Origin of the sequence: Corynebacterium glutamicum ATCC 13032 (genome assembly GCF_000011325.1) — a bacterium.
In the GTDB taxonomy this organism is placed as follows: Bacteria; Actinomycetota; Actinomycetes; order Mycobacteriales; family Mycobacteriaceae; genus Corynebacterium; species Corynebacterium glutamicum.
Map to the genome: position 1 here is coordinate 3,092,295 of NC_003450.3, position 21,280 is coordinate 3,113,574.

General features: G+C 55.1%; 19 protein-coding genes. 10 read left to right on the forward strand and 9 right to left on the reverse strand.

Features of this window, described 5'->3' with window-relative positions; all coding sequences use genetic code 11:
* Nucleotides 1–45 precede the first annotated feature (45 nt).
* Genes CGL_RS14395 through serS form a run of 3 tightly spaced genes read right to left on the reverse strand, consistent with a single transcriptional unit; the run spans nucleotide 46 to nucleotide 3,050 of the window.
* Complete coding sequence (locus CGL_RS14395; protein WP_011015468.1) at nucleotides 46–882, reverse strand: Cof-type HAD-IIB family hydrolase; 837 nt, start codon at nucleotides 880–882, stop codon at nucleotides 46–48.
* Nucleotides 879–1,757, reverse strand: a complete 879-nt coding sequence (locus tag CGL_RS14400) for a lysophospholipid acyltransferase family protein (protein ID WP_011015469.1) — start codon at nucleotides 1,755–1,757, stop codon at nucleotides 879–881. Before CGL_RS14400 ends, CGL_RS14395 begins: the two co-directional genes overlap by 4 nt.
* A 24-nt stretch (nucleotides 1,758–1,781) precedes the next feature.
* A complete protein-coding gene (gene serS, locus CGL_RS14405) occupies nucleotides 1,782–3,050 on the reverse strand; it encodes a serine--tRNA ligase (protein ID WP_003857828.1) in 1,269 nt (422 codons plus the stop codon).
* A 146-nt stretch (nucleotides 3,051–3,196) separates the two neighbouring features.
* On the opposite strand from serS, the gene CGL_RS14410 reads away from it, so the two are divergent.
* From CGL_RS14410 to CGL_RS14420, 3 genes are read left to right on the forward strand one after another with little or no spacing between them, the layout of a single operon-like run.
* Nucleotides 3,197–3,997 (forward strand): GntR family transcriptional regulator, encoded by an 801-nt coding sequence (locus tag CGL_RS14410; RefSeq protein WP_003862621.1) that lies wholly within the window; start codon nucleotides 3,197–3,199, stop codon nucleotides 3,995–3,997.
* 35 nt (nucleotides 3,998–4,032) lie between these two features.
* Complete coding sequence (locus tag CGL_RS14415; RefSeq protein ID WP_173361799.1) at nucleotides 4,033–5,133, forward strand: septum formation family protein; 1,101 nt, start codon at nucleotides 4,033–4,035, stop codon at nucleotides 5,131–5,133.
* Nucleotides 5,130–5,474 (forward strand): metallopeptidase family protein, encoded by a 345-nt coding sequence (locus CGL_RS14420; RefSeq protein WP_003862613.1) that lies wholly within the window; start codon nucleotides 5,130–5,132, stop codon nucleotides 5,472–5,474. Before CGL_RS14415 ends, CGL_RS14420 begins: the two co-directional genes overlap by 4 nt.
* Nucleotides 5,475–5,607: 133 nt before the next feature.
* Here the strand turns inward: CGL_RS14420 and CGL_RS14425 are convergent, their stop codons facing one another.
* Both CGL_RS14425 and pheA read right to left on the reverse strand, forming a co-directional pair.
* Nucleotides 5,608–6,279, reverse strand: a complete 672-nt coding sequence (locus tag CGL_RS14425) for a histidine phosphatase family protein (RefSeq protein ID WP_011015472.1) — start codon at nucleotides 6,277–6,279, stop codon at nucleotides 5,608–5,610.
* A gap of 2 nt (nucleotides 6,280–6,281) precedes the next feature.
* A complete protein-coding gene (pheA, locus tag CGL_RS14430) occupies nucleotides 6,282–7,229 on the reverse strand; it encodes a prephenate dehydratase (RefSeq protein ID WP_003862609.1) in 948 nt (315 codons plus the stop codon).
* 39 nt (nucleotides 7,230–7,268) lie between these two features.
* Here pheA and CGL_RS14435 point away from each other — a divergent pair, with 39 nt between their 5' ends.
* From CGL_RS14435 to CGL_RS14465, 6 genes are all read left to right on the forward strand, one after another.
* Nucleotides 7,269–8,408 carry an amidase gene (locus CGL_RS14435; protein ID WP_011266027.1) on the forward strand — a complete coding sequence of 380 codons (1,140 nt, stop codon included), beginning with the start codon at nucleotides 7,269–7,271 and terminating at the stop codon, nucleotides 8,406–8,408.
* Nucleotides 8,405–9,136: a CPBP family intramembrane glutamic endopeptidase gene (locus CGL_RS14440; RefSeq protein WP_011266028.1), complete on the forward strand. Its 732-nt coding sequence runs from the start codon at nucleotides 8,405–8,407 to the stop codon at nucleotides 9,134–9,136. Before CGL_RS14435 ends, CGL_RS14440 begins: the two co-directional genes overlap by 4 nt.
* 97 nt (nucleotides 9,137–9,233) lie before the next feature.
* Nucleotides 9,234–10,478: an LCP family protein gene (locus tag CGL_RS14450; RefSeq protein ID WP_011266029.1), complete on the forward strand. Its 1,245-nt coding sequence runs from the start codon at nucleotides 9,234–9,236 to the stop codon at nucleotides 10,476–10,478.
* A 122-nt stretch (nucleotides 10,479–10,600) separates the two neighbouring features.
* The gene (locus tag CGL_RS14455; RefSeq protein WP_011266030.1) at nucleotides 10,601–11,473 is read left to right on the forward strand and encodes a hypothetical protein; all 873 of its coding nucleotides are present in this window, start codon (nucleotides 10,601–10,603) and stop codon (nucleotides 11,471–11,473) included.
* 159 nt (nucleotides 11,474–11,632) lie between these two features.
* On the forward strand, nucleotides 11,633–11,962 hold the full coding sequence (locus tag CGL_RS14460; RefSeq protein ID WP_011015477.1) for a carboxymuconolactone decarboxylase family protein: 330 nt from the start codon (nucleotides 11,633–11,635) through the stop codon (nucleotides 11,960–11,962).
* 180 nt (nucleotides 11,963–12,142) lie between these two features.
* The gene (locus tag CGL_RS14465) at nucleotides 12,143–13,429 is read left to right on the forward strand and encodes a DUF3500 domain-containing protein (RefSeq protein ID WP_011015478.1); all 1,287 of its coding nucleotides are present in this window, start codon (nucleotides 12,143–12,145) and stop codon (nucleotides 13,427–13,429) included.
* Nucleotides 13,430–13,756: 327 nt separating this feature from the next.
* Here CGL_RS14465 and CGL_RS14470 read toward each other — a convergent pair whose 3' ends face one another.
* Together CGL_RS14470 and CGL_RS14475 are read right to left on the reverse strand one after the other, a co-directional pair.
* Nucleotides 13,757–14,671, reverse strand: a complete 915-nt coding sequence (locus CGL_RS14470; protein WP_003862592.1) for a DUF5926 family protein — start codon at nucleotides 14,669–14,671, stop codon at nucleotides 13,757–13,759.
* Nucleotides 14,655–15,416, reverse strand: a complete 762-nt coding sequence (locus tag CGL_RS14475) for a glycerophosphodiester phosphodiesterase (RefSeq protein ID WP_011266031.1) — start codon at nucleotides 15,414–15,416, stop codon at nucleotides 14,655–14,657. Before CGL_RS14475 ends, CGL_RS14470 begins: the two co-directional genes overlap by 17 nt.
* A gap of 421 nt (nucleotides 15,417–15,837) precedes the next feature.
* Between CGL_RS14475 and CGL_RS14480 the strand changes: the two genes are divergently transcribed.
* Nucleotides 15,838–17,229, forward strand: coding sequence for a GntP family permease (locus tag CGL_RS14480; RefSeq protein ID WP_011015481.1), 1,392 nt, complete (start codon nucleotides 15,838–15,840; stop codon nucleotides 17,227–17,229).
* Between the two features lie 938 nt (nucleotides 17,230–18,167).
* Here the strand turns inward: CGL_RS14480 and CGL_RS14485 are convergent.
* Both CGL_RS14485 and CGL_RS14490 read right to left on the reverse strand, forming a co-directional pair.
* Nucleotides 18,168–20,027 (reverse strand): pyruvate kinase, encoded by a 1,860-nt coding sequence (locus tag CGL_RS14485; RefSeq protein ID WP_011015482.1) that lies wholly within the window; start codon nucleotides 20,025–20,027, stop codon nucleotides 18,168–18,170.
* A 125-nt stretch (nucleotides 20,028–20,152) separates the two neighbouring features.
* Entirely contained in the window at nucleotides 20,153–21,097 is a 945-nt protein-coding gene (locus CGL_RS14490) for an L-lactate dehydrogenase (RefSeq protein ID WP_011015483.1), read from the reverse strand.
* Nucleotides 21,098–21,280: the final 183 nt, after the last annotated feature.

The following is a 21,280-nucleotide window of genomic DNA, read 5'->3' on the forward strand; positions in this document are numbered from 1 at the left end:
TTTTTGCACGTATTGGGCCACTAAGCAGTGTTTTAACACCACCTATTAGAACCACCACTCCAATACATCTGCTACACCGGCGTCGTCGTTGGTGCGGGTGATGTGGTCTGACACGGCTTTGACCTCTGGTCGGGCGTTGCCCATCGCCACTCCCCGGCCGGCCCACTGGAGCATTTCAATATCGTTGGGCATGTCGCCGAACGTTATAACGTCCTTTTGCGCAATCTTTAGGCGCTCTGCCAGCATCGATACGCCCAGTGCCTTGGTCACGCCGGGCGCTGCGATCTCAATGAGTCCGCCGGACATGGAGAAGGTGACGTGGACTTGATCCTCGGGAACGGAGGCGCGGACGATATCAAAAAGCTGCTTGGAATCGAGGTAATCGCTGCGCATCAACAATTTGGTGGCTGGTTCGGAAAGCACTTCGGCTTCCTCGAAGGTGCCGTGATCATTTGAGGGCCACGCGTGGCTGTATTCCGGGGTGACCAAAAACAGCTCATCGGCTGGATCGTAAGCGGATTTTCCAGCGCGCTCGACAGCAATACTGACCCCGCCATGCTCTTCCAAAGCGGCACGCGCAGCCATGACGGCACTCGCCATAACCTCCGGACTAAGCGTCTGAGCTGCAAGAATCTCATCGGCAGCGGAATCGTACAGCACCGCGCCATTCGCGCAGACGCAAATCGGCTTCACGCTCAGCTGATCCAGCACATAATGAATCCAGCGCGGCGGGCGGCCCGTGGACAGCGCCAGGGTCACGCCCTGATTGGTCATCCGCGTGATCACATCGCGCAGGCGTTGCGGCACGCGCTCAGAACTATTGATGAGGGTGCCATCAACATCGGAGGCAACCAGCTTGGGCGCTGAACCCAGTGCAATCATTTTTTAAAGATTTTCCTTATAAAGGTGGTGCGTTTCTTGGCGACCTTTGCCGCGCGTTTTGCTTGTCGACGTTCCCGTTCGGCGATTTCCAACATTTTCGCCTGCTCCAACGTTGGGGCGCCGCCGCCGAGGGATTTCGGGCGCCACAATTCTCCACCTTCGAATGGGCCATACTTTTGTTCGTAGGCGGTGCGGGTTTCGTCGAGAAGCTTTTTCATAGCCTCGTAGAGGCGTTCCGTTGCTTCGTCGGGATCGCCGCTGGCGTCGACGGGTTCACCCACGCTGATGAATACGGGGATGTGGGAGCGGCCGAAGTCGCGCTCGATGTCTTTGGTGATGATGCGCTGGCCGCCCCAAATAATAAGTGGCAGCAGCGGAACGTTAGCGCTGTCGGCGATGCGGACGGCGCCAGTTTTTAGTTCCTTGATTTCAAAGGACCGTGACACCGTCGCCTCAGGGAAGATACCGACGAGGCTGCCGGCGTCGAGACGCTTCCGCGCATCTTCCATGGAACCGGCACCTGCGGAGCGGTCCACAGAGACGTGCTTCATCCAGCGCATGAGGGTGCCGACAACTGGGGTGTCGAAAATTTCCTTCTTCGCCATGAATCGAACCAGGCGCTTACCCCGCACGAATGCGGGGATACCACCCAGAATGAAGTCATAATAACCAGTGTGGTTGATGGCGAAAAGTGCGCCGCCGGTGGTCGGAATGTTCTCCGCACCGAAGATGGAAATCTGCACATCCTGGGCTTTCATCACCGTCCGCACAGCACTAATGATGATGCGCCCATAAAACGTCTCCCGTGACTCTTCGGGATGCAGCGGAACCTTAGGCAGGGAATCCTCTACGAAAAAGCCAAACCTTTTGACCATGTCGACCACGAGCTTTCCGCTTAATTAACCGGCTTGTTTCACTGGCTTGAGCACGTCTTTGCCCACGAATGGACGAAGCGCCTCAGGAACAACAACAGAGCCATCGGCCTGCTGGTTGTTCTCCAGGATCGCGACAAGCCAACGAGTGGTAGCCAACGTACCGTTCAGGGTTGCGGCGATCTGTGGCTTGCCGTTTTCATCGCGGTAACGAGTCTGCAGGCGACGAGCCTGGAAAGTGGTGCAGTTAGAGGTCGAGGTGAGTTCACGGTAGGTGTCCTGGGTTGGCACCCATGCCTCGGTGTCGAACTTGCGGGCAGCAGATGCACCCAAGTCTCCACCGGCAACGTCGATGACGCGGTAAGGAACCTCGATGGCTGCGAGCATTTCCTTTTCCATGCCGAGCAGCTGCTGGTGTACATCTTCAGCATCTTCAGGCTTGCAGTAGACAAACATCTCAACCTTGTCGAACTGGTGCACACGCAAAATGCCTCGGGTGTCCTTGCCGTAGGAACCAGCCTCACGGCGGAAGCAGGAGCTCCAACCGGCGTACTTCACTGGGCCTTCGTTGAGATCAATGATTTCGTCCTTGTGGTAACCCGCAAGAGCCACCTCAGAGGTACCCACCAAGTACATGTCATCGCGTTCGAGGTAGTAGATCTCCTCGGAGTGATCACCCAAGAATCCAGTGCCCGCCATGATTTCAGGGCGCACCAAAACTGGAGGGATCATCATGCTAAATCCAGCTTCGCGCGCCTTCTGAGCAGCCAACATGAGCATGCCCAACTGCAGCATTGCGCCGTCACCGGTGAGGTAGTAGAAACGTGCACCGGAAACCTTGGTGCCGCGCTTCATATCGATAAGTCCGAGGGATTCACCGAGCTCCAGGTGATCCTTTGGCTCGAAATCAAAAGTGCGAGGCTCGCCGATGGTCTCCAGGACGACGAAATCATCTTCGCCACCAGCAGGCGCGCCGGAAACCACGTTGGAGAGCTTCATCTGCAGCTCATTGACTTTCGCCTCAGCAGCTTCCTGTGCAGCCTCAGCATCCTTCACCTTGGCTTTGAGTTCGTTGGAACCCTCCAGAAGTGCAGGGCGGTCCTCCGGAGAGGCCTGTCCGATCTTCTTTCCAAAAGCCTTCTGCTCAGCGCGCAAATCGTCGGCAGCCTTGATTGCTTCGCGACGAGATTCATCAGCACTAATCAGTTCGTCCACAAGCGCGGGGTCTTCGCCGCGAGTGATCTGGGAGGCACGAACAACGTCCGGGTTATCACGGAGGAATTTCAGATCGATCATAAAGAACAATCTACCGTGATCGGTAGACATGTGGGCACTTAGGGCTTATCTGTTTTCCAGCCTTGCTTTTTACTAGGCGCTCCTGTCCCGCTTCAGTCACCAAAACCACACCCCTGGTTATGACCAGATCGGCTAAAATGAACACCATGCCTGACCAACCGCTCAACCAGGACGGATTCCCTACCGCATCCAAAGGGGTGGAACCCGACAACCTCCCCGACCGCGTTCTCGTGGACGGCCTTAAACCAAAGCATCAGCAGCTTCGTGAAATTTTGGAGGAAATCTGCACCACCCAGCTTCAGCCTGGGGACATGCTGCCTGGTGAGCGCATCCTGGAAGAAAAGTATGGCGTCAGCCGAATTACGGTTCGTCGGGCGATTGGTGATCTGGTCGCGTCCGGCAGGTTGAAGCGAGCTCGCGGCAAAGGTACCTTCGTGGCCCACTCGCCGTTGATTTCCCGCCTGCATTTGGCCTCGTTTTCCGCAGAGATGGCCGCCCAGAAGCTATCGGCTACCAGCAGGATTTTGAGTTCTTCCCGCGGTCCCGCCCCAGATGATATTGCTGATTTCTTTGGTACCGATCGCGCGGCCCAGCACATCACGTTGCGCCGCCTGCGCCTTGGAAATGGTCGACCCTATGCCATTGACAACGGCTGGTACAACTCCGAATTCGCACCTGACCTGCTGGAAAATGATGTGTACAACTCCGTGTACTCCATCCTGGACCGCGTCTATGGCGTCCCCGTCACCCAGGCCGAGCAAACGGTCACCGCCGTAGCAGCCGACGAAGACACCGCACGGCTTCTCGACGTCACCCCCGGCGCCCCACTCCTTCGTATCCTTCGACAGTCACTTTCTGGCGATAAGCCCGTGGAATGGTGCGTTTCCTTGTACCGAACCGACCGATATTCTTTAAAAACATTGGTTACACGCTCCGAAGATCTCTGACGTGAACCCATTTTGGTGGCATGATGGTGTCAATTATGAGTACAAACTTTGACACTTCGACGTCTCCAGAGGGTGAAACCAAGAAGAACTCTTCTTTCCGCACTGCGGCCTCTGTGCAGACCATGCTTGTTGCAGCTTTGGCAGCAACGGCTGCTGTTGGCGTGTACTCCTACAACACGGACAATTCAGCAAACGGCGGCGAATCCCCCACAGGACCTGAGCAAAGTACAGTGTCCACCACCGCAACTATTGCCTCATTTACCACTGCTGACGTGGGCCAATGTGCAACCTGGGATGTTAACAATGAAGGTCTAGTGTCTGGTTTTGAACAAACCAGCTGCGATCAAGAGCACCGCTTTGAAATTTCTGCTCGGGAAAACTTGGCAACTTACCCAAGTTCGGAATTCGGTCCGGACGCAGCTCCACCAAACCTCACCCGTCAGGCGCAGCTGCGTGAAGAGCTCTGCCAATCTCCTACCTTGGCGTATTTGAATAACCGTTTCGATCCATCGGGGCGCTACACCATCGCCCCGATCCTGCCACCTGCGGAAGCGTGGGCTGCGGGAGATCGCACCATGCTCTGTGGACTTCAGGCAACCGACGCTTCAGGCACTCCACAACTCACCGTCGGACCGATAGCAGCCAATGACCAGGCACGCGTTTTTGAAACCGGCGCCTGCGTGAAGGTGGAATCCTCCGCAGAGTTCCGCCAAGTTGATTGCACGGAAGATCACCACCTCGAATCAATTTTGACAGTCAACCTTGGTGTCCCCTTCCCACAGGGCGCGCCCAGCACGGATGAGCAGAACAATTTCCTCGGAAACACCTGCACCCAAGCATCCATTGATTACCTAGGCTCCGAAGAAAACGTCTACCAATCCACCCTGCAGACCTTCTGGCCAACGATTACCTCCAACTCCTGGTTGGGCGGTTCACACAGCGTGAACTGCTTCCTCATGTCACCATCCACCGAGGGTGCTGCAACATTTAACACCCTCAACGGTTCAGCGACTGGCACATTCACCATCAACGGTGAAGTTCCCCCACCTCAGCCAGAGCGCGATCCGCTCCGTGACACTGCAGGAACGACAGCATCCGCGGAGGTCGGAGTACCTGTAGAGGAGAACGCTCCATGATTGAAGTCAGCGACGAACGCTTCGAGGAACTGGTCGAACTAGCCTTCGACCAAGTTCCCCAGCAATTCCTGGATCATATGCGCAACGTGGTTTTACTCATTGAGGATTTCAACCCAGATTCGCCTTATATCTTGGGTTTATACCACGGCGTTGCTCTCACAGAGCGCACATTCAACCACGGTGGCCTGCCGGATTCCATCACCATTTATAAAGGTGCGTTGCAAAATTACTGCAATTCAGAGGAACAACTAGTGGAGCAGGTGCGGGTGACCGTGCTGCATGAGATTGGGCATTATTTTGGCCTCGGCGAAGAGGACCTGCACAGGCTCGGATACGCCTAAAACGCCTCATTAGGTGCACAGACCAAGAACCCCTAAAAAGTGGGCGTCCTTGGTCTGAAACAGCAGTTTCCCAAGCCTAAAAAACGTCGTTTCGGACCAAAGACCCACCAAAAATCCGAGCCTTTGGTCTCAATTACTCCTGCCATGGCAGTGGGCTGTCAGTCCAGCGCACAACATCCCATTGGCTGAATTTCTTACCGTTTGGCTCCAGCACCACGAAGCGGCAGTTGCCCAGGTAGGTGTTGAACGCAAAGTTGGGATCCACACCAGTTGCGTGTGTTGCCACGATGCGGATGACGGCGCCGTGGCTGACAACGGCAACGTCGCGGTCGTCGTCAAGGTCGTGGCTGTCCATGATTCGATCAAGAGTCGGCTGGTAGCGGTTCAGCACGTCTTTGTAGGTCTCACCGCCGGGAAGACCAGCGGCAGGATCCCCGTGAAGCCAGCCGTTGAGTGCGCGGGAGTAATTCATGTGGGCTTCTTCATCGCCGCGCATTTCAAAGTCGCCGACGTTGATTTCCTGAATGCCTTCCACAACGTCGAGTGGAATCGCACCGGACTGCATGTCGCGAGCTTTTTCAAAGGTAGAGGTGGCAAGCACGGCGGTTTGTTGGGCGCGCAACACGATGGAGCTGTACACATGGGCGAGGCGCTCACCGGAGTAGGTGGCTAGTTCGTGGCCAACTTCAAGGGCTTGTTTACGGCCCAGGTCGGTGAGTTCAGCTCCTGGTGGGCGGGTGTCCAGGAGGTGTTTGACGTTGTTGTGAGTCTGCCCGTGTCGTAGCAAAATAATCCGGCCGGCCATGGCTAGTTAAGTTTCCTTCCTTCGCTTGCTGCGCGAACCCATTCGTCCGCCTTGTGTAGCTTAGCTAGTTGGTCGGTTTGGGGCGTGCTGTCTTCCGCACGGTTGGAGGGCCAGGAGCCGACGAAGACGAGTTCTTCGGCTTGGAGGTGGAGTGCGCGGAGGGCTTCGGCGACGGGGATATCGCGGATATGTCCGGATATGTCCAGGTGGAAGCGGTAGGTTCCGAAGACTTTGCGGGTGGGGCGGGATTCGATGCGGGTGAGGTCAACGCCGCGGATGGCGAATTCGTTGAGGGCGCGCACGAGGCTGCCTGGCACATTCGGTAGGGAGAAAATGACGGAGGTGCGGTCGTGGCCGGTCGGTTCGGAAACGGCTGCTTGGGCTTGGACAGCAACGAAGCGGGTGCGGGCGCCACGGACGTCGGCGACATCATCAACAAGGCGTTCCAGTCCGAAGAGTTCGGCTGCGCGGGAGGGCGCTGCGGCTGCGTCGGCGGTTCCTTCGGCAACCATTTGTGCGCCGGCGCCGTTGGAGCTTGCTGAAAGATACATGGCGTCCGGAATGGTGGTTGCCATCCAGTTTTTCACTTGTTGGTACCCAACCGGGTGGGTGGCGAGGGTTTTGACGTCGGCAAGCGAAGTCCCTGGCCGGACCATGATGGAAAAGGCGATGTCGAGTTCTTCTTCGGCGATGATTTGCACGTTGGAGCCCTGGTCAAGGGCGTCGAAGGTGGGGGTGACGGGGCCGTCGACGAAGTTTTCGATGGCGACCACCGCGAACTGGGCGGTGCCGTGGCGGACGGCGTCGACAGCTTCTTGTGGCGATTTGGCTGGTAGCTGCTCGATCTCACCGTCGCCGAATACGCCGGCGTCGGCAAATTTGTAGAGGGCTTCTTCGGTGAAGGTTCCGGCAGGCCCCAAATAGGCCACAACAGTTGGTGCGTCGCTCATGGTTACACAGCTTAACCCGCCGAACTAAGGTGGGTGTCCATGTCTGTTGCTCAATTAGCGAACCGCTTGGCCCAACTCTCCCCCGCCGAGCATGGTTTTGCATGGTTCGACCCTGAAATCACCGCTGGCCATGGCGTTGGCCCGTTGCATGGCATGGTGATTCCAGCCAAGGACCTCAACGATGTCGCAGGCATGCCCACCGCGTTCGGAAATGCATCTCGGCGAAAGGTAGCAACAGATACCGATCCGTTCATCCAAAATCTCATCGACCGCGGCGCGATCATCGCTGGCAAAACCCAAACCAGCGAGCTCGGCATGACGGCGTATTGCGAACCCATCGACATGGACGCACCCAGCAACCCGGTTTTGCCTGGTCACACGCCCGGCGGTTCGTCGGGTGGTGCGGCGGTTGCCGTTGCCAGGTCGCTTGTCGACGCCGCCCACGCCTCAGACGGAGGCGGCTCGATCCGGGTTCCAGCCGCCGCGTGCGGGCTGGTCGGGTTTAAACCCGCCCACGATTCCAGCGGCGGAAACCCCTCCACGCAGGGGTTTATCACCCGCGATGTGGCCACCCAAGTGCGCTTGCACGCACTTCAACCACGCACCAGGCGCCTGCGCATCGGCGTTCTCGCTGAGCCCATCCATGCTAATTCGCTTGTCGACGCCCCCTTCCTGAGCATCCTCGAATCCACCGCCCACCTCCTGGAGAAAGCTGGCCACGAAATAGTGTCCGTACCCCTCCCTTATGGCGCTTGGGCTTTTGACGCTTATACAGAAGTTTTCATGATGAAATCCGCTGGACTAACCAACCTGGGTAGCCCCATTACAAGATGGTTGAGTGAACAAGGCCGTAGTCTTTCTCCTTCTGATAGACAATCAAGTGTCAAGGCTTTTGATTCCGTGGCTGAGACTGTACACGGAGCATGGGACATCGATGTTTTATTAACCCCTACCTTGGCTTATGCACCTCCCAAGATTGGGTACTTTTCATCCATGCCACCTGAAGAAGACTTCCTTGCACAAACCAAATGGACGCCGTGGGCAACGCTGTTCAACATGACCGGTGGTGCAGCCATCAGCGTGCCTGTTGAAGGTGTCGGCATTCATCTTGGTGGGATACGCGTACGAGATGAAGACCTCTTAGGATTAGCAGCATTTGTGGAAAGAGCTGTGGCATGAGTAGTTCAGTAATGTCACCGCGTCGAATAAAGGCGGAAATACTTATCGTTTTAGCCATCACCTTTGGCATGAGCGGCCTGCGATCAATCCTGCGCCTCATCGACGATCTCCTCGCACCGGTTGCGCTCAACGACCAGCAAGTTGCACTGAATGCCTCAATGGCAAACTCCGCATGGCTGGATCTCACCTTGCAATTGTGTTCCGCCGGAGTGCTGTTTTCCTGGGGAGCACTAGCGATCTACCTGCTAGGTGAACGTTTTCAGTGGATTAAACCCAAAGACTGGGCATGGGGTGCAGGCCTTGCAGCACTCATTGGTATTCCAGGGTTAATCTTCTACGCCAGTGCTGTTCATTTGGGGCTGTCCAAACAGGTTGTGCCCACCACGTTGGAAACCTGGTGGGAAATCCCAGTACTTCTTATCTGGTCAGCTGCCAACGCCTTTGGTGAAGAGATCGTGGTAGTCATGTGGTTTTTCACCAGGCTGCGCCAGCTGAAGTGGAGTGTGCCTGCAGTTATCGTGACATCTTCAGTACTACGCGGTTCCTATCACCTCTACCAGGGAATCTCTGCAGGCTTGGGCAACATCATCATGGGAGTAGCGTTCGCGTACTTCTATCACCGCACGGGCAAAATCTGGCCACTGGTAATCGCTCACTTCTTGATTGATGCGGTGGCTTTTGTGGGCTACTCCGCAATTGGCGGGAATTTAAGTTGGTTAGGGCTTTAAACTGAAGTTCCTATTTTATTGGGATTAGAAAAACACGAGAGATTTAAGGCAAATCCGCTAAATACATCTGTCCCTCCTAGGCGCTACTCTATTAACCATGGATTCACCAGGACAGGGCGAGATTGCCCGCGATAGTCAAGGACGCCCGATACTGGACCGGTATGGTCGGCCGGTTCGGGTTCGTCCGCAACCGCGGCAAACTCCCCCGACTCCTCGAACCCCTCCGGTGAATGAAACAAGGGTCTATCAGCCAAGGCAAACGCCACCGCGCCAGACTCCTCCAAGGCAGACACCTCCACGACAAATGCCTCCTAGGCAAACCCCACCGAGGCAGGTTCCCCCACAACAGCAGTACCAGCAGCCTGGTCAGATCGGGCAGGTTCGTCCACAGCCGCCGGTGATTGCAGGGGATGGGGGGAGGCGTCGAAAAGCAATATCTTTTAAGCCCCGTGGCTGCCTGGGCACGATCGCGGGCGTGCTTGCTGTGGGCTTGGTGCTTGTGTTTGTGGTGACGCTGTGGGCGGATTCGAAGCTGAATCGCGTGGATGCCACGCCTGCGACGCAGGTGGCGAACACTGCCGGAACGAACTGGCTGCTGGTAGGTTCGGATTCGCGGCAGGGTTTAAGTGATGAGGATATTGAGCGGCTAGGTACCGGCGGCGATATCGGTGTGGGCCGTACGGACACGATCATGGTGTTGCATATGCCGCGTACTGGCGAGCCGACGCTGTTGTCGATTCCGCGTGATTCTTATGTCAATGTCCCTGGCTGGGGCATGGATAAGGCAAACGCCGCATTTACCGTGGGTGGCCCGGAACTGCTGACGCAAACCGTGGAGGAGGCAACTGGCCTGCGAATTGATCACTATGCAGAAATCGGCATGGGTGGTTTGGCGAACATGGTTGATGCCGTGGGCGGCGTGGAAATGTGTCCTGCTGAGCCGATGTATGATCCGCTCGCGAACCTGGATATTCAGGCTGGTTGCCAGGAATTTGATGGGGCAGCCGCGCTGGGTTATGTGCGCACTCGTGCCACAGCCCTGGGTGATCTGGACCGGGTGGTGCGTCAGCGGGAATTCTTCTCCGCTCTGCTGAGTACAGCTACGTCCCCGGGCACGTTGCTGAATCCGTTCCGCACCTTCCCGATGATCTCCAACGCGGTGGGAACATTCACCGTCGGCGAGGGCGATCACGTGTGGCACCTGGCCCGATTGGCGCTGGCGATGCGCGGAGGAATCGTGACGGAGACCGTGCCGATTGCCTCATTCGCAGATTACGATGTGGGAAATGTTGCGATTTGGGACGAAGCTGGAGCCGAAGCACTATTTAGCTCCATGCGCTAAAACCCCAGGTAATCGTTCACAGGAAGTGTCCAGTCAACTTTTTGGTTAATTGATTATCTTACCTAGAGACTTGGATACTTCCCTCCACGGATTGCTAACGATCCAGTTTTATCGTTGGACTCATGAAAAAGATCCACATGATTCCAGCGGCCCTCCTCATCGGTTCCCTTGCGCTTGTTAGCTGCGCGCCTTCACAACCTACCCAGAACGCGCAGACGGTTTCTTCTGTCATGACGGAAACTCCTACTTATACCTCTTCATCTAGGTCGGTGGAATCTACCGCGGGGACGATCGCTGCCTCGGAGGAAGCCACGATGACGCTACTGGAGAATAGTTCGGGGGATCCGGGATCTGATTCTGGGGGTGCACGCTATAGCCTCAATTCGCTCAAAGTTTCTGAGCAGGCCGCGGCTAACGCCGTCTTAAAGGCCGTGCTTAACGACGTCTCCTACCAAGAGTTCGCAGACTCCTCCTACTTAGAAATCACAGGAACGCCCTCCGCCGACGGAACATGGGGCATCTCATTTGGCGGACCTTCCGAATCGGCCTCCGTGGAATTCTCCGACGGCAGCATCAGCTTCTCCCCTGTTGACATGACAGTGCCCGCAACACGATTGCCTCAGATGGGCGCATTTTATGAAACCCTGACCGAAGAACAATTAGGCATGCTGGAGACTGGCCTCGCGGTTTCCACCGTGGATTCGAGCCAACAGGAAATGCTTCTGGACTTGGTCTCCAACTCGATCGGCCTGGCAGATACTGAAACCACTGCGACTGCAATTAGTAAAATCCGAGCAACGCTTTCCGAGACCTACCTGTTCGGAACCCCCGACGGATTAACCTTGGCGCTTAGTGGCCCACACGTTGATTTCGAAGTCTCCCACCAGGGCAGCACCGCGAAAATTACTTACCGCGATCCAAGCACCGACACCTTAACCGCCGAAGATCGGGTAGATACCGCAAGTGTGGCTGCTGCTCCGCCGGAGGTTGTTTAGGCGTTTGCCGAGAAATTTTCATTGGGCCTGGATTTCATTGAAATTCAGGCCCTTGCCATTCCCGATGCTGCTAGGTTCGTGTTAAGCAACCACAAGTTGCACCACCATTCTTCCATCCAGAGAATACGAATTCGTTTACCTCTAGAAAGGCACTTTCCCATGTCTTACCACGATCACAGCGACATCGAATACCTCAAGAAGATCGGCGCCAACTCCCCTGACGCCTTCAAAGCTTTTGTCCATTTTGATGAGGCAGCTCTCCGCGGCCCGAACAAGAAAATCCCACGCAACTACACCGAAATGATCGCACTTGCGGTCGCATTCACAACCCAATGCGCCTACTGCATCGACATCCACACTGCCGCTGCGAAGAAGGAAGGTGTCACCACCGAGGAGCTCGCTGAGGTTGCGCTCATCGCCGCAGCACTTCGGGCAGGCGGCGCCATGACGCACGGCGCACTTGCCATGAAGCTTTACGACGAAAACTAGAAGCGATTCTGCACATTTTTTAACATCCCCAAGGCGTGATTTCGATTTTCGGAATCACGCCTTTCCCATTTCCGCGTTAAAATACCAGGTCAACACACACAGGAACCGTTCAGAAACCTTCCAGATTGCTCACTTTTTAATTTCACTTTTTTGAGAAGTTTTACTTTTATATTAGTTCTCATGCGCCTCAACAAACGACTCCCAGCGGCACTCTCCGGACTGCTGCTCTCTGCTGCCCTTCTTGCCGGATGCTCCACTTCTGGAACCGCCGAGACCACGACAACAACCGTTTCATCTGCTGCGGCATCAACAACCACTTCCACCTCCTCTGCTTCGTCTTCCTCTTCCTCCTCCTCTTCCTCCTCTTCCTCCGACTCAAGCACCACCGCCGAAACCATCTCCAACACCGCGGAAGCTGCCCAAGCTTTCTTGTCCACCCTGTCCACCGAAGAACAAGACGCCGTACTCTACGACTACGACGCCGAAGAAAAGTCCACCGGCTGGTCTAACTTCCCAGTCACCTTCGTGCAGCGTTCCGGCGTGAACCTCACCGACCTCACTGAGGAACAGCAAGCAGCTGCCCTCAACGTGCTGAAGAACCTGCTCAACGACGACGCCTACCAAATGATCGAAGACATCATGGCTAGCGATCAGTACCTCAACGACGAAAGCAACACCACCGAGGATTCCCTCGGCCAGTACTACATCGCATTCTTCGGCGATCCAAGCAGCGACTCCGACTGGTCCATCCAATTCGGCGGACACCACATCGGCATCAACACCACCTTCTCCGACGGTGCCATCACCTTCGCCCCAACCCACCTTGGCACCCAGCCTTCCGAGTGGACCAACGAGGACGGCGAAACCGTTGCAGCACTAAGCAACATGTACGAAACCGCCTTCGCCTTCTACGACAGCCTCGCCGAAGAGCAGCAAGCACAGCTCTACCAGGGTGAAGAGTTGGATTCCATGGTGTGCGCACCGGGCAGCACGTGCGACTACCCAACCGGCACCGGCTTGAAAGGCTCTGACCTCACCGATGAGCAAAAAGAATTGCTCATCGATGTCATCGCAAACTGGGTTGGCCTCGCCGATGAGGAAACCACCGAAACTGAACTCGATGCCATCCGCGAAACCCTGGATGACACCTACATCAACTGGTCCGGCGCCACCGAGTACGACACCTCCACCGGCGACGGCATCTACTTCCAGATCAGTGGCCCAAAGGTCTACATTGAGTTCGCTAACCAGCAAGGTTCTGCAGGTGCCGACATCGACGGTGTCATCACCGCTGGATGGGGCCACATTCACACCATCTACCGCGACCCAACCAATGACTACGCTAACTCCGTAACTCAGGAAGCAGCCAGCGGAATGATGGGCGGCGGCCCTGGTGGTAATGGTGGCGAGATGCCTAGCGGTGACATGCCTACTGGTGAGATGCCTTCTGGCGCTCCATCAAACTAACGCCATTTAAGAGGCCGAACCCGTGAGACGAGCATTTACATCACCTCACGGGTTTGGATCCCTCAGAGGCGATTCTGTGAAGTCGGTTTCTGCTGGGCCCAGGTCAGTTTCTCCAGGCGGTTAGCATTGGAGAGGCGTTTCAGACCAAAAGCGCTCGGGTTCTTCCGATCCTTGGCCTCGAATGACAGTTTCCACGCCTACAAAGTGCTGTTTCAGACCAAGAACCCCACTTTTCGACTGGCCCTTTGGTCTCTTTTTCAAGTCCACCCACAAAGCGCGTGTCCCTCATCAAAGAAGGGCACGCGCTTGAAGTGTTTTTAAGAGATTTTAGCGGATGGTCACCTGGCGGGACTTGATGTTCTCCAGCTGACGGCGCTCGTCGGCGTTGAGCTGTGCATCGTTATCCAGTTCAGCGACGATCTTCTCGTTGAGTGCAACCAAAACATCGGCGTAATCGGTGGATGGACGCTCAGGATCGAGATCCCACACTGGGACGACGATGCCGTGGGTGCGGAAAGCACCAGCGAACTTAGTTTCTTCGCCGAGATTCAGCTCGCCACGTGCTGCGATGCGTGCCAAAGCGTTGAACAGTGCGGTTTCGTTTTCGGTGCGGACCCAACGGATGTGCGCTTTTCCGCCTGGGTTGACCCACCAAACAGCGCCTGGGACGTCTGCTTCGACTTCGTGTGAAGGCAGGATGGAGTCATTGGCTGCCTGCATGTGCTGCGCAACTTCTGGGGAGAGGTTGTCGTTTTCCGCCAGCCACCAGTTGAAGTCCTGGTGAGTGGTGATTTCGAGGGTGTCGGCGTCGTTAAGCAAGCTCTTTAGCTCTGGCTGGGTGCCGTCCGCTGTGGCGGTGGCCAGTGACTCGCCGGCTTTTGCGTTGATGACCCAGTTCAGCGCGAACGCGAGGTCCTTGCTTGGGTTGTTGGAGCGGATGGCCTGCTGCATTGCAACAAACGCTTCGCCGCCGAATGCTTCTTCGCGGACAAGTGCCGCAGCTGCGCCTGGAAGCACGGTACAGAGGGTGATCTTGCGATCGGTGCCTGCAACGGTGATGGGTGCGGTTGCAGATGGAATGAATTCCTGCAGTGCAACGAGCTGTGACTCCATTGCCAGGCCCTCGAATGGGCGAGGTTCACGCTCAAGTGCTGCACGTTCAGCCGCGCGGGCTGCAAGTTTTGCCTGACGACGGCTCATGCCCTCCGGCAGCTGTTCATTCTTCTTAGTCTTCTTTGCCATGCGCATTAGCGTACATGGCGGGCTTGGGATGTGCGTTCAAAAGCTCCGCCGCACGGTCCGGATAATTGGTGGCGAGCATGTCGACGCCCTGTTCGCGCGCCCACAGCATGTCTTTTTGCTTATCGACGGTGAAAAGATAGGTGGGTAACCCTTTCGCCCCAATCATCCTTGGATCCATCTTCGCCCGCTCCAGCGACAACCCCAAACCGGTGGGTACACCGCAGCGCACATCGCGCGGATTACCCCAACGCTCCCACGACCTGCGCAGATGAATGCGATCAAGCTGTGGAGCAAGGCGAGCCATGCGATACATCGCGGGAAGTGCAAAAGAAATGATGTGGATGCGTGGGTCTTCCGTCAGCCCACGATATTTTAAGATTTTTGTGATTTCTTCTTCCAGCATGACCGCGTAGCGCATTGGGTGCTTGGTTTCTATATAAAGGTGCTTATCTGGATAATCCTCAAAAATATCTAATAGATTGTTTAAAGTAAGCACTTTTTCTGGGGTTTCTTTGGTTCCAAAGTTCAAGCTCAGCAAGGATTCCAAGTCCAAACGCGACACCCGACCGCGACCATTCGACACGCGATCCACAATGGGGTCATGGACGTTAACCACTTCGCCACATTTAGTCAGCCGGACATCAGTTTCAATTCCATGAATCGGTAGCTCTAGAGCCGCCCGAAACGCAGACTCTGTTAATTCGGGAAAGCGAGACGATAAACCTCGGTGCGCGATGACTTTCATGAACCCATCTCTCCTGGCCTTTATATACCTGCTATCGACTCTAGTATCCCTCCAAACCACCAGCCCCGCAGCGTGAACGGAAATAAATACACTGCACTAATTTTGTGATGCAGATTACTTTTTCTTTTCACGACCTAGCAAGGATCTACGAGGAAAATGTCCGGCGGGTTAGATGAAGGGATTTTTGAGGAAGCCGGATACAATCCCAATACAGCAATCGATTGCATAGTTTCTTAAGAGGGCTTGATTGTGGCTTTACCGCCCGATCGGGGTATGAAAATTCCGACCAGAAGCGCCAGTAGAAGTAAATTATTCAGTGATAACCATTGGGTATTAAGAAATTTGTGGCTTAGATCTCAATTTCTGTATAGTTTGATCATACTAATTCATCCACTTCCAAATTTTCACGAAGGATCACCCCATGGACACCTGGGAACAAACCCTTGGAACAGGGCCACTGCTAGGCATTGCAGCCGGCGCCATTGCCCTCATCTTGGTTCTCGTCATCGTTTTTAAACTCCATGCTTTTCTCACCCTAATACTGGTTTCAATTGTTACCGCACTTGCTGCCGGCATTCCCGTCACCGCAGTAGTGGACACTCTCCTTGACGGTTTTGGTAAAACACTCGCCTCGGTCGCCCTATTGGTAGGCCTGGGTGCCATGCTTGGTCGATTGGTTGAAACATCCGGTGGCGCAAAATCTCTAGCCGACACTATGGTGCGAATCTTCGGTGAAAAACGAGCAGCTTTCGCACTCGGTGTCGCATCGCTGATCATGGGATTCCCTATCTTCTTCGATGCTGGCCTCGTGGTCATGCTCCCAGTGATCTTCGCAGTAGCTCGACGCCTCAACGGCTCCGTCCTTACTTTTGGTATCCCTGCAGCTGGCGCCTTCTCTGTCATGCACGTGTTCGTCCCACCTCACCCAGGCCCAATTGCAGCCTCTGAATTCTTCGGCGCACAAGTTGGATACGTACTAATCGCTGGCATCATCGTTGCACTACCCACCTGGTATTTAACCGGTTACCTGCTAGGTAAGTTCTTAGGCCGAAAGTTCCCCCTTCCCGTACCCGATCTACTCAGTGGTGGAGCACAGGAAGATGATCAGCCTCAGAACCCAGCTAACGCAGTGTCGATCATTGTCATTTTGCTCATTCCTATGCTCCTTATTTTTGGCAATACCGGAACATCAATGGCAGTTTCCGCCGGCCTCCTAGATGCAGAATCCACCATGGTGAAAATTCTAGGATTCCTCGGCGAAACACCAGTGGCACTGCTCATTACCTTGATCATTGCCCTGTTCTTCCTAGGCAACCGACGTGGCATTAATGGTTCTGCTCTAGAGAAAACCATCGAAGGCGCACTCGGCCCAATCTGTTCAGTCGTATTAATCACTGGCGCCGGTGGCATGTTCGGTGGAGTGCTACGCACGTCTGGAATTGGAGGAGCGCTTGCAGACTCCATGGCAGATCTAGGACTTCCAGTTATCGCAGGTTGTTTCATCGTGGCAGCCGTCCTTCGTGTCGCGCAGGGTTCTGCCACCGTTGCGCTAACCACCGCCGCAGCACTCATGGCACCTGCTGTTGCCGCTGCTGACTTTAACGAATTCCAGCTTGCTGCCATCGTTATTTCCACTGCCGCTGGTTCTGTTATTGCCAGCCACGTCAACGACTCCGGATTCTGGCTCGTTGGTCGACTCATGAACGCCGACGTACCCACCACGCTAAAAACTTGGACCGTAAACCAAACCTGCATTGCGATTGTGGGATTTGTGATGGCCTATGCAATGTTCGGATTGGCATCGCTTGCATAGTCCGCTGACCCCATTGATTCACAGGCTTTAAGTTCGAGACCTTAACTGCGATTTCTTATTACCGAGACCGGTCGATTTCGGGTGATAATCCGACTGAAATCGGTGTTAAGAAATTGAGCTTGAGGTCTTAGTAATGTGGTATCGAACTTAAGAAATCGCCCTCTGTCGTCAACGTACTCAGAGCCCTTCTAAGGCGTCGAAAATCTGCGATGAGCATAGGTATGGATAGGGCCAATAAAGAGGCTTAGAAGCAATTCTGGAGCCTCATGTTTTTTGGGGTCGGGCTCCAAAAATCTCTCCACCCAGTCGAAACCAAACATACGTGACAAAAATACTGAAAACCCTGCAATTTTGGTACCTATGTTTGGTTTATCTCGCCCTCAACCAGCCCTCAACCAGACAGGGAGGACAAGAATCTGGGAAAACCCAAATCCTTGTCACCCATGTTTGGTGCGAGCCGAACCAGGGTGCCCGCAATCCTTGAAGATCCAAATGTTGGGCATCTGTTTCCGACCCCAAGCCGAAACCGTCCTATATGGCCAAGCAGAGATGAGTTTGAAGTTCGTTGGTCACCTGGTTTGGTCGAGGAGCAAAGAATGAAAAATGGCTTTAGGCTCACAAAAAGGGACCTCACAGAATCGCTCCTAAGGGTTTTTAATGTGAGGTCAATACCAAAAAGCTCCCTCCAGATTTACAAGACTTTAAAAGCACTCTGAGGGGCTTAGGGATTTGGGAGTTGTTAAGGGCGATTTCTTAAGTTCGATTTCGTATAACCGCTACCTTGATTCCAATACCTTCCGCTCAATTTCTCATTTCCAATTTCAGTCGGAAAAGCGCTCAAAACTGACTGGTATCTAACCTGAGAAATTGAGCGCTCGAAACTGTAAACGTGAAATCGCTGTTAAGATCTCGAAGTTAACGCCAATCGCCTTTGTGAGTTACTCTTCCCAGCTCTTCACCTTGCGCAGCAGCAGCCTACTCTTTCGTTGGGATGCACCAAGTTTGCGGCTCATTTCGGTGAGGACCTTGATGGCGTCGTTGATGTGTGGTCCCTTGTTCAGCATGACGCATTCAGCGCGAAGTGCCATTGCTGCGTCGGTGATTTCTGCGCGAGATGGGAGTCCGTTTTTGGCCATGTTTTCCAGGACTTGGGTGGCCAAGATGGTTGGGACGTGGGCGGCTTCGGCAAGGGCCATGATCAGTTGGGGGACTTCTGCCATGCGGTCGAAGCCGAGTTCGACGGCGAGGTCTCCGCGGGCGATCATGATGCCGAAGTTTTCGTGGCGCATGCCGGTCAGGAGGATTTGGGCGAGGCCTTCGTAGCCTGGGATGGTCTCGATTTTAAGGACGAGGCCAAGGCGTTCGACGGCTACTGGATCTCCGATGTCGGCGAGTGCTTGGAGGAGGTATTCCACGTCGGCGACGTTTCGGATGAAGGAGATGGCTGCGATGTCGGCGTATTTGACGACAAAGCGCAGGTGTTGGAGGTCTTCTTCAGTGAGGCTTGGGAGTGGAAGTTCGGAGTCTGGGAGGTTGATTCCCTTGTATGCGGCCAGGTTTACGCCTTGTGGGCGGGCGTGGGTGACTTCCAATTCTACGTCGTTGTGGCCGTCGGCAGTGGAGGTCTTGTCGATGCAGACTGCGGCGATGGCTCCGTCGTCGAAAAGCACGCGGTGCCCGACTTTAATTGCATCGACTGCTTGTGGAAGGGTGCAGCTGATGCGTGGTGTGCGGCCGGATCCGAGGGATGGATCGTAGGTGAGTTCTTCGTCGGTAAGGATGAGGCGGTCGCCGACTTTGAGGTTGATGCGCTGAACTACGGCGGGGATGCCGTAGACCCGGGAGCGGTCGTAGTTGTGTTCCAGGAGGGTGCCGTTGGAGATGTAGGCTTTTTGTGGGCCTTCGGCGAGGACCGCGCCATCAAAAACCCTGGTCACGGTGAATGCTCGGCGGGATCCGCGGGTGTCTGGGACGTTGATGACGCTGCCGATTTCTAGTTTGTCGAACCATTCTGGGGTGACTTCAATCGGCAGAGCGGGGCGACCGGGCAGGCTTTCGGGGGCTGGGACTGGTTCGGAGCCGTGGGCGGTGATCCACAGTTTTGCGGGCGTCAGTACTTTTCCGGTTTCGTCGCGGGTTACTCGTGCGCGACCTACTTCTGCGCCTGGGGCGATTTCGCCGGTGCGTACTTTTGGTCCGGCGAGGTCCATGCTGACGCGGATTTCCCGGCCAACTTCTTCTGCAACGGTGTGGACGTTGTCGATCATCTGCTTCCAGACGGTTTCATCGTCGTGTGCACAGTTGATGCGAGCTAGATTCATGCCGCTTTTGGCGAAGCCACGGACAAGTTCAATGTCGGTGGCGGCTTCGGTGGGCAGGGTGACCATGATGCAGGATGGAGTATCCGGTAGGGGTTCGCCAAGGAGAATTTCGGCGTGCTCGTCGAGAATCTCATCGGCATCTTCGAAGGCATCGACGACATCTGAGGGTGGATAAAGTGGGCCTTCACCTGCGAAAGCTCCGATAACATTGCGGGCGGCCTTGAGGCGGGCCTGCACTGCTGGTTCGGTGGTAGTCAAGCGGGTAGCTCCCACAGAGGAGAGGCGTTGCTGCAGGCCACGGAGGTCTTTGGTGCGAAGATGCGCGTAATGCATGAGGTTGCGGGCACCAACGTAATGGGTTGGGGAGACCTGCCCGATGGCCTCGCTGTGAGTTTGTGTCACCTCATCAAGTTCTAGAATTAACTCGTCGAGTTCAGTCTTGATCTCCTGGAGAATGTCCTGGTCAAACTCATTCATTTGAGCTCCTTAAGCTACAAACACTCTAAATTCCATCCAACAGTTTCATTGTGCCCGTAAACCAAAAAGTTGGCAGCGCAAGTGTTCCAATGAAACACTTGCGTCGCCAACTAGGCGCCAAAGATTTAGAAGAACTGCTTCTGAATTTCGCGCAGGGTATTTGCGGAATGCTTGAAGCGTTCCATCTCGTGGTCGGTGATTTCTAGTTCGACAACGCGGCGGATGCCTCGGCGGTTCACCACAGCTGGGGTGCCGATGTAGATGTCTTCCTCACCGTATTCACCGTGGAGCAGTGCAGAGACTGGGACTGCAACGTCTTGGTTCTGCAGGATTGCGCGGGTGATGCGAGCAAGACCCATGCCGATGCCGTAGGAAGTGGAGCCCTTGGCGTCGATAATGTGATAGGCAGCGTCGCGGGTGTCTTCGAAAATTTTCTCTAGACGGCCCTCAAGCTCTGGGTCTTTGTCCAGCATTCGGCTAAGCGATACGCCTGCGATGGTCGCGGAGGACAGGACTGGAAGTTCAGTGTCGCCGTGTTCGCCGATGATGTAGGCGTGGACGGAGCTTGGTGCCACTTCGTAGAGTTCGCCCAGCATGTAGCGGAATCGAGCGGAGTCCAGGACAGTTCCGGAGCCGATCACGCGGTTCCATTCCAAGCCGGAGAATTTCCACACTGCGTAGGTCAGGATATCCACTGGGTTGGACGCCACGAGGAAGATGCCGTCGAATCCGCTGTCCATGACATCGCCGACGATGGATTTCATAATCTTGACGTTTTTGTCCACCAGCTGGAGGCGGGTCTCGCCTGGCTTTTGGGCTGCGCCGGCACAAATGACAACCATGGCTGCGTCTTCGCAGTCAGCGTAGGTGCCCTTGGTGACGCGGGTGCGGGAATCGGCCCACACAACACCATGGTTTAAGTCCATGACGTTGCCTTCGAGTTTCTTTTCATCGATGTCGATGATCGCAAGGTGATCTGCCATGCCCTGGTTGATCAGTGCGTATGCGTATGCAACTCCAACATCTCCTGCGCCAATGAGGACAATCTTGTTACCGACGGTTTCTTTCATTTTCGATCCCACTTCCTGATTTCCCTAACCGGACAACCCACAAAGCAGCTCAGAAAATCAGCAAGAGCTTGTGCCCGGATTCCTTTGTTACACCTTTAATTATGCCCGATTATGTCCGAAAATGTGGTCAGACCAAGTGTTATTTTTGTTGAAAAAATCACATTGTAAATCGAGCAAAACCAA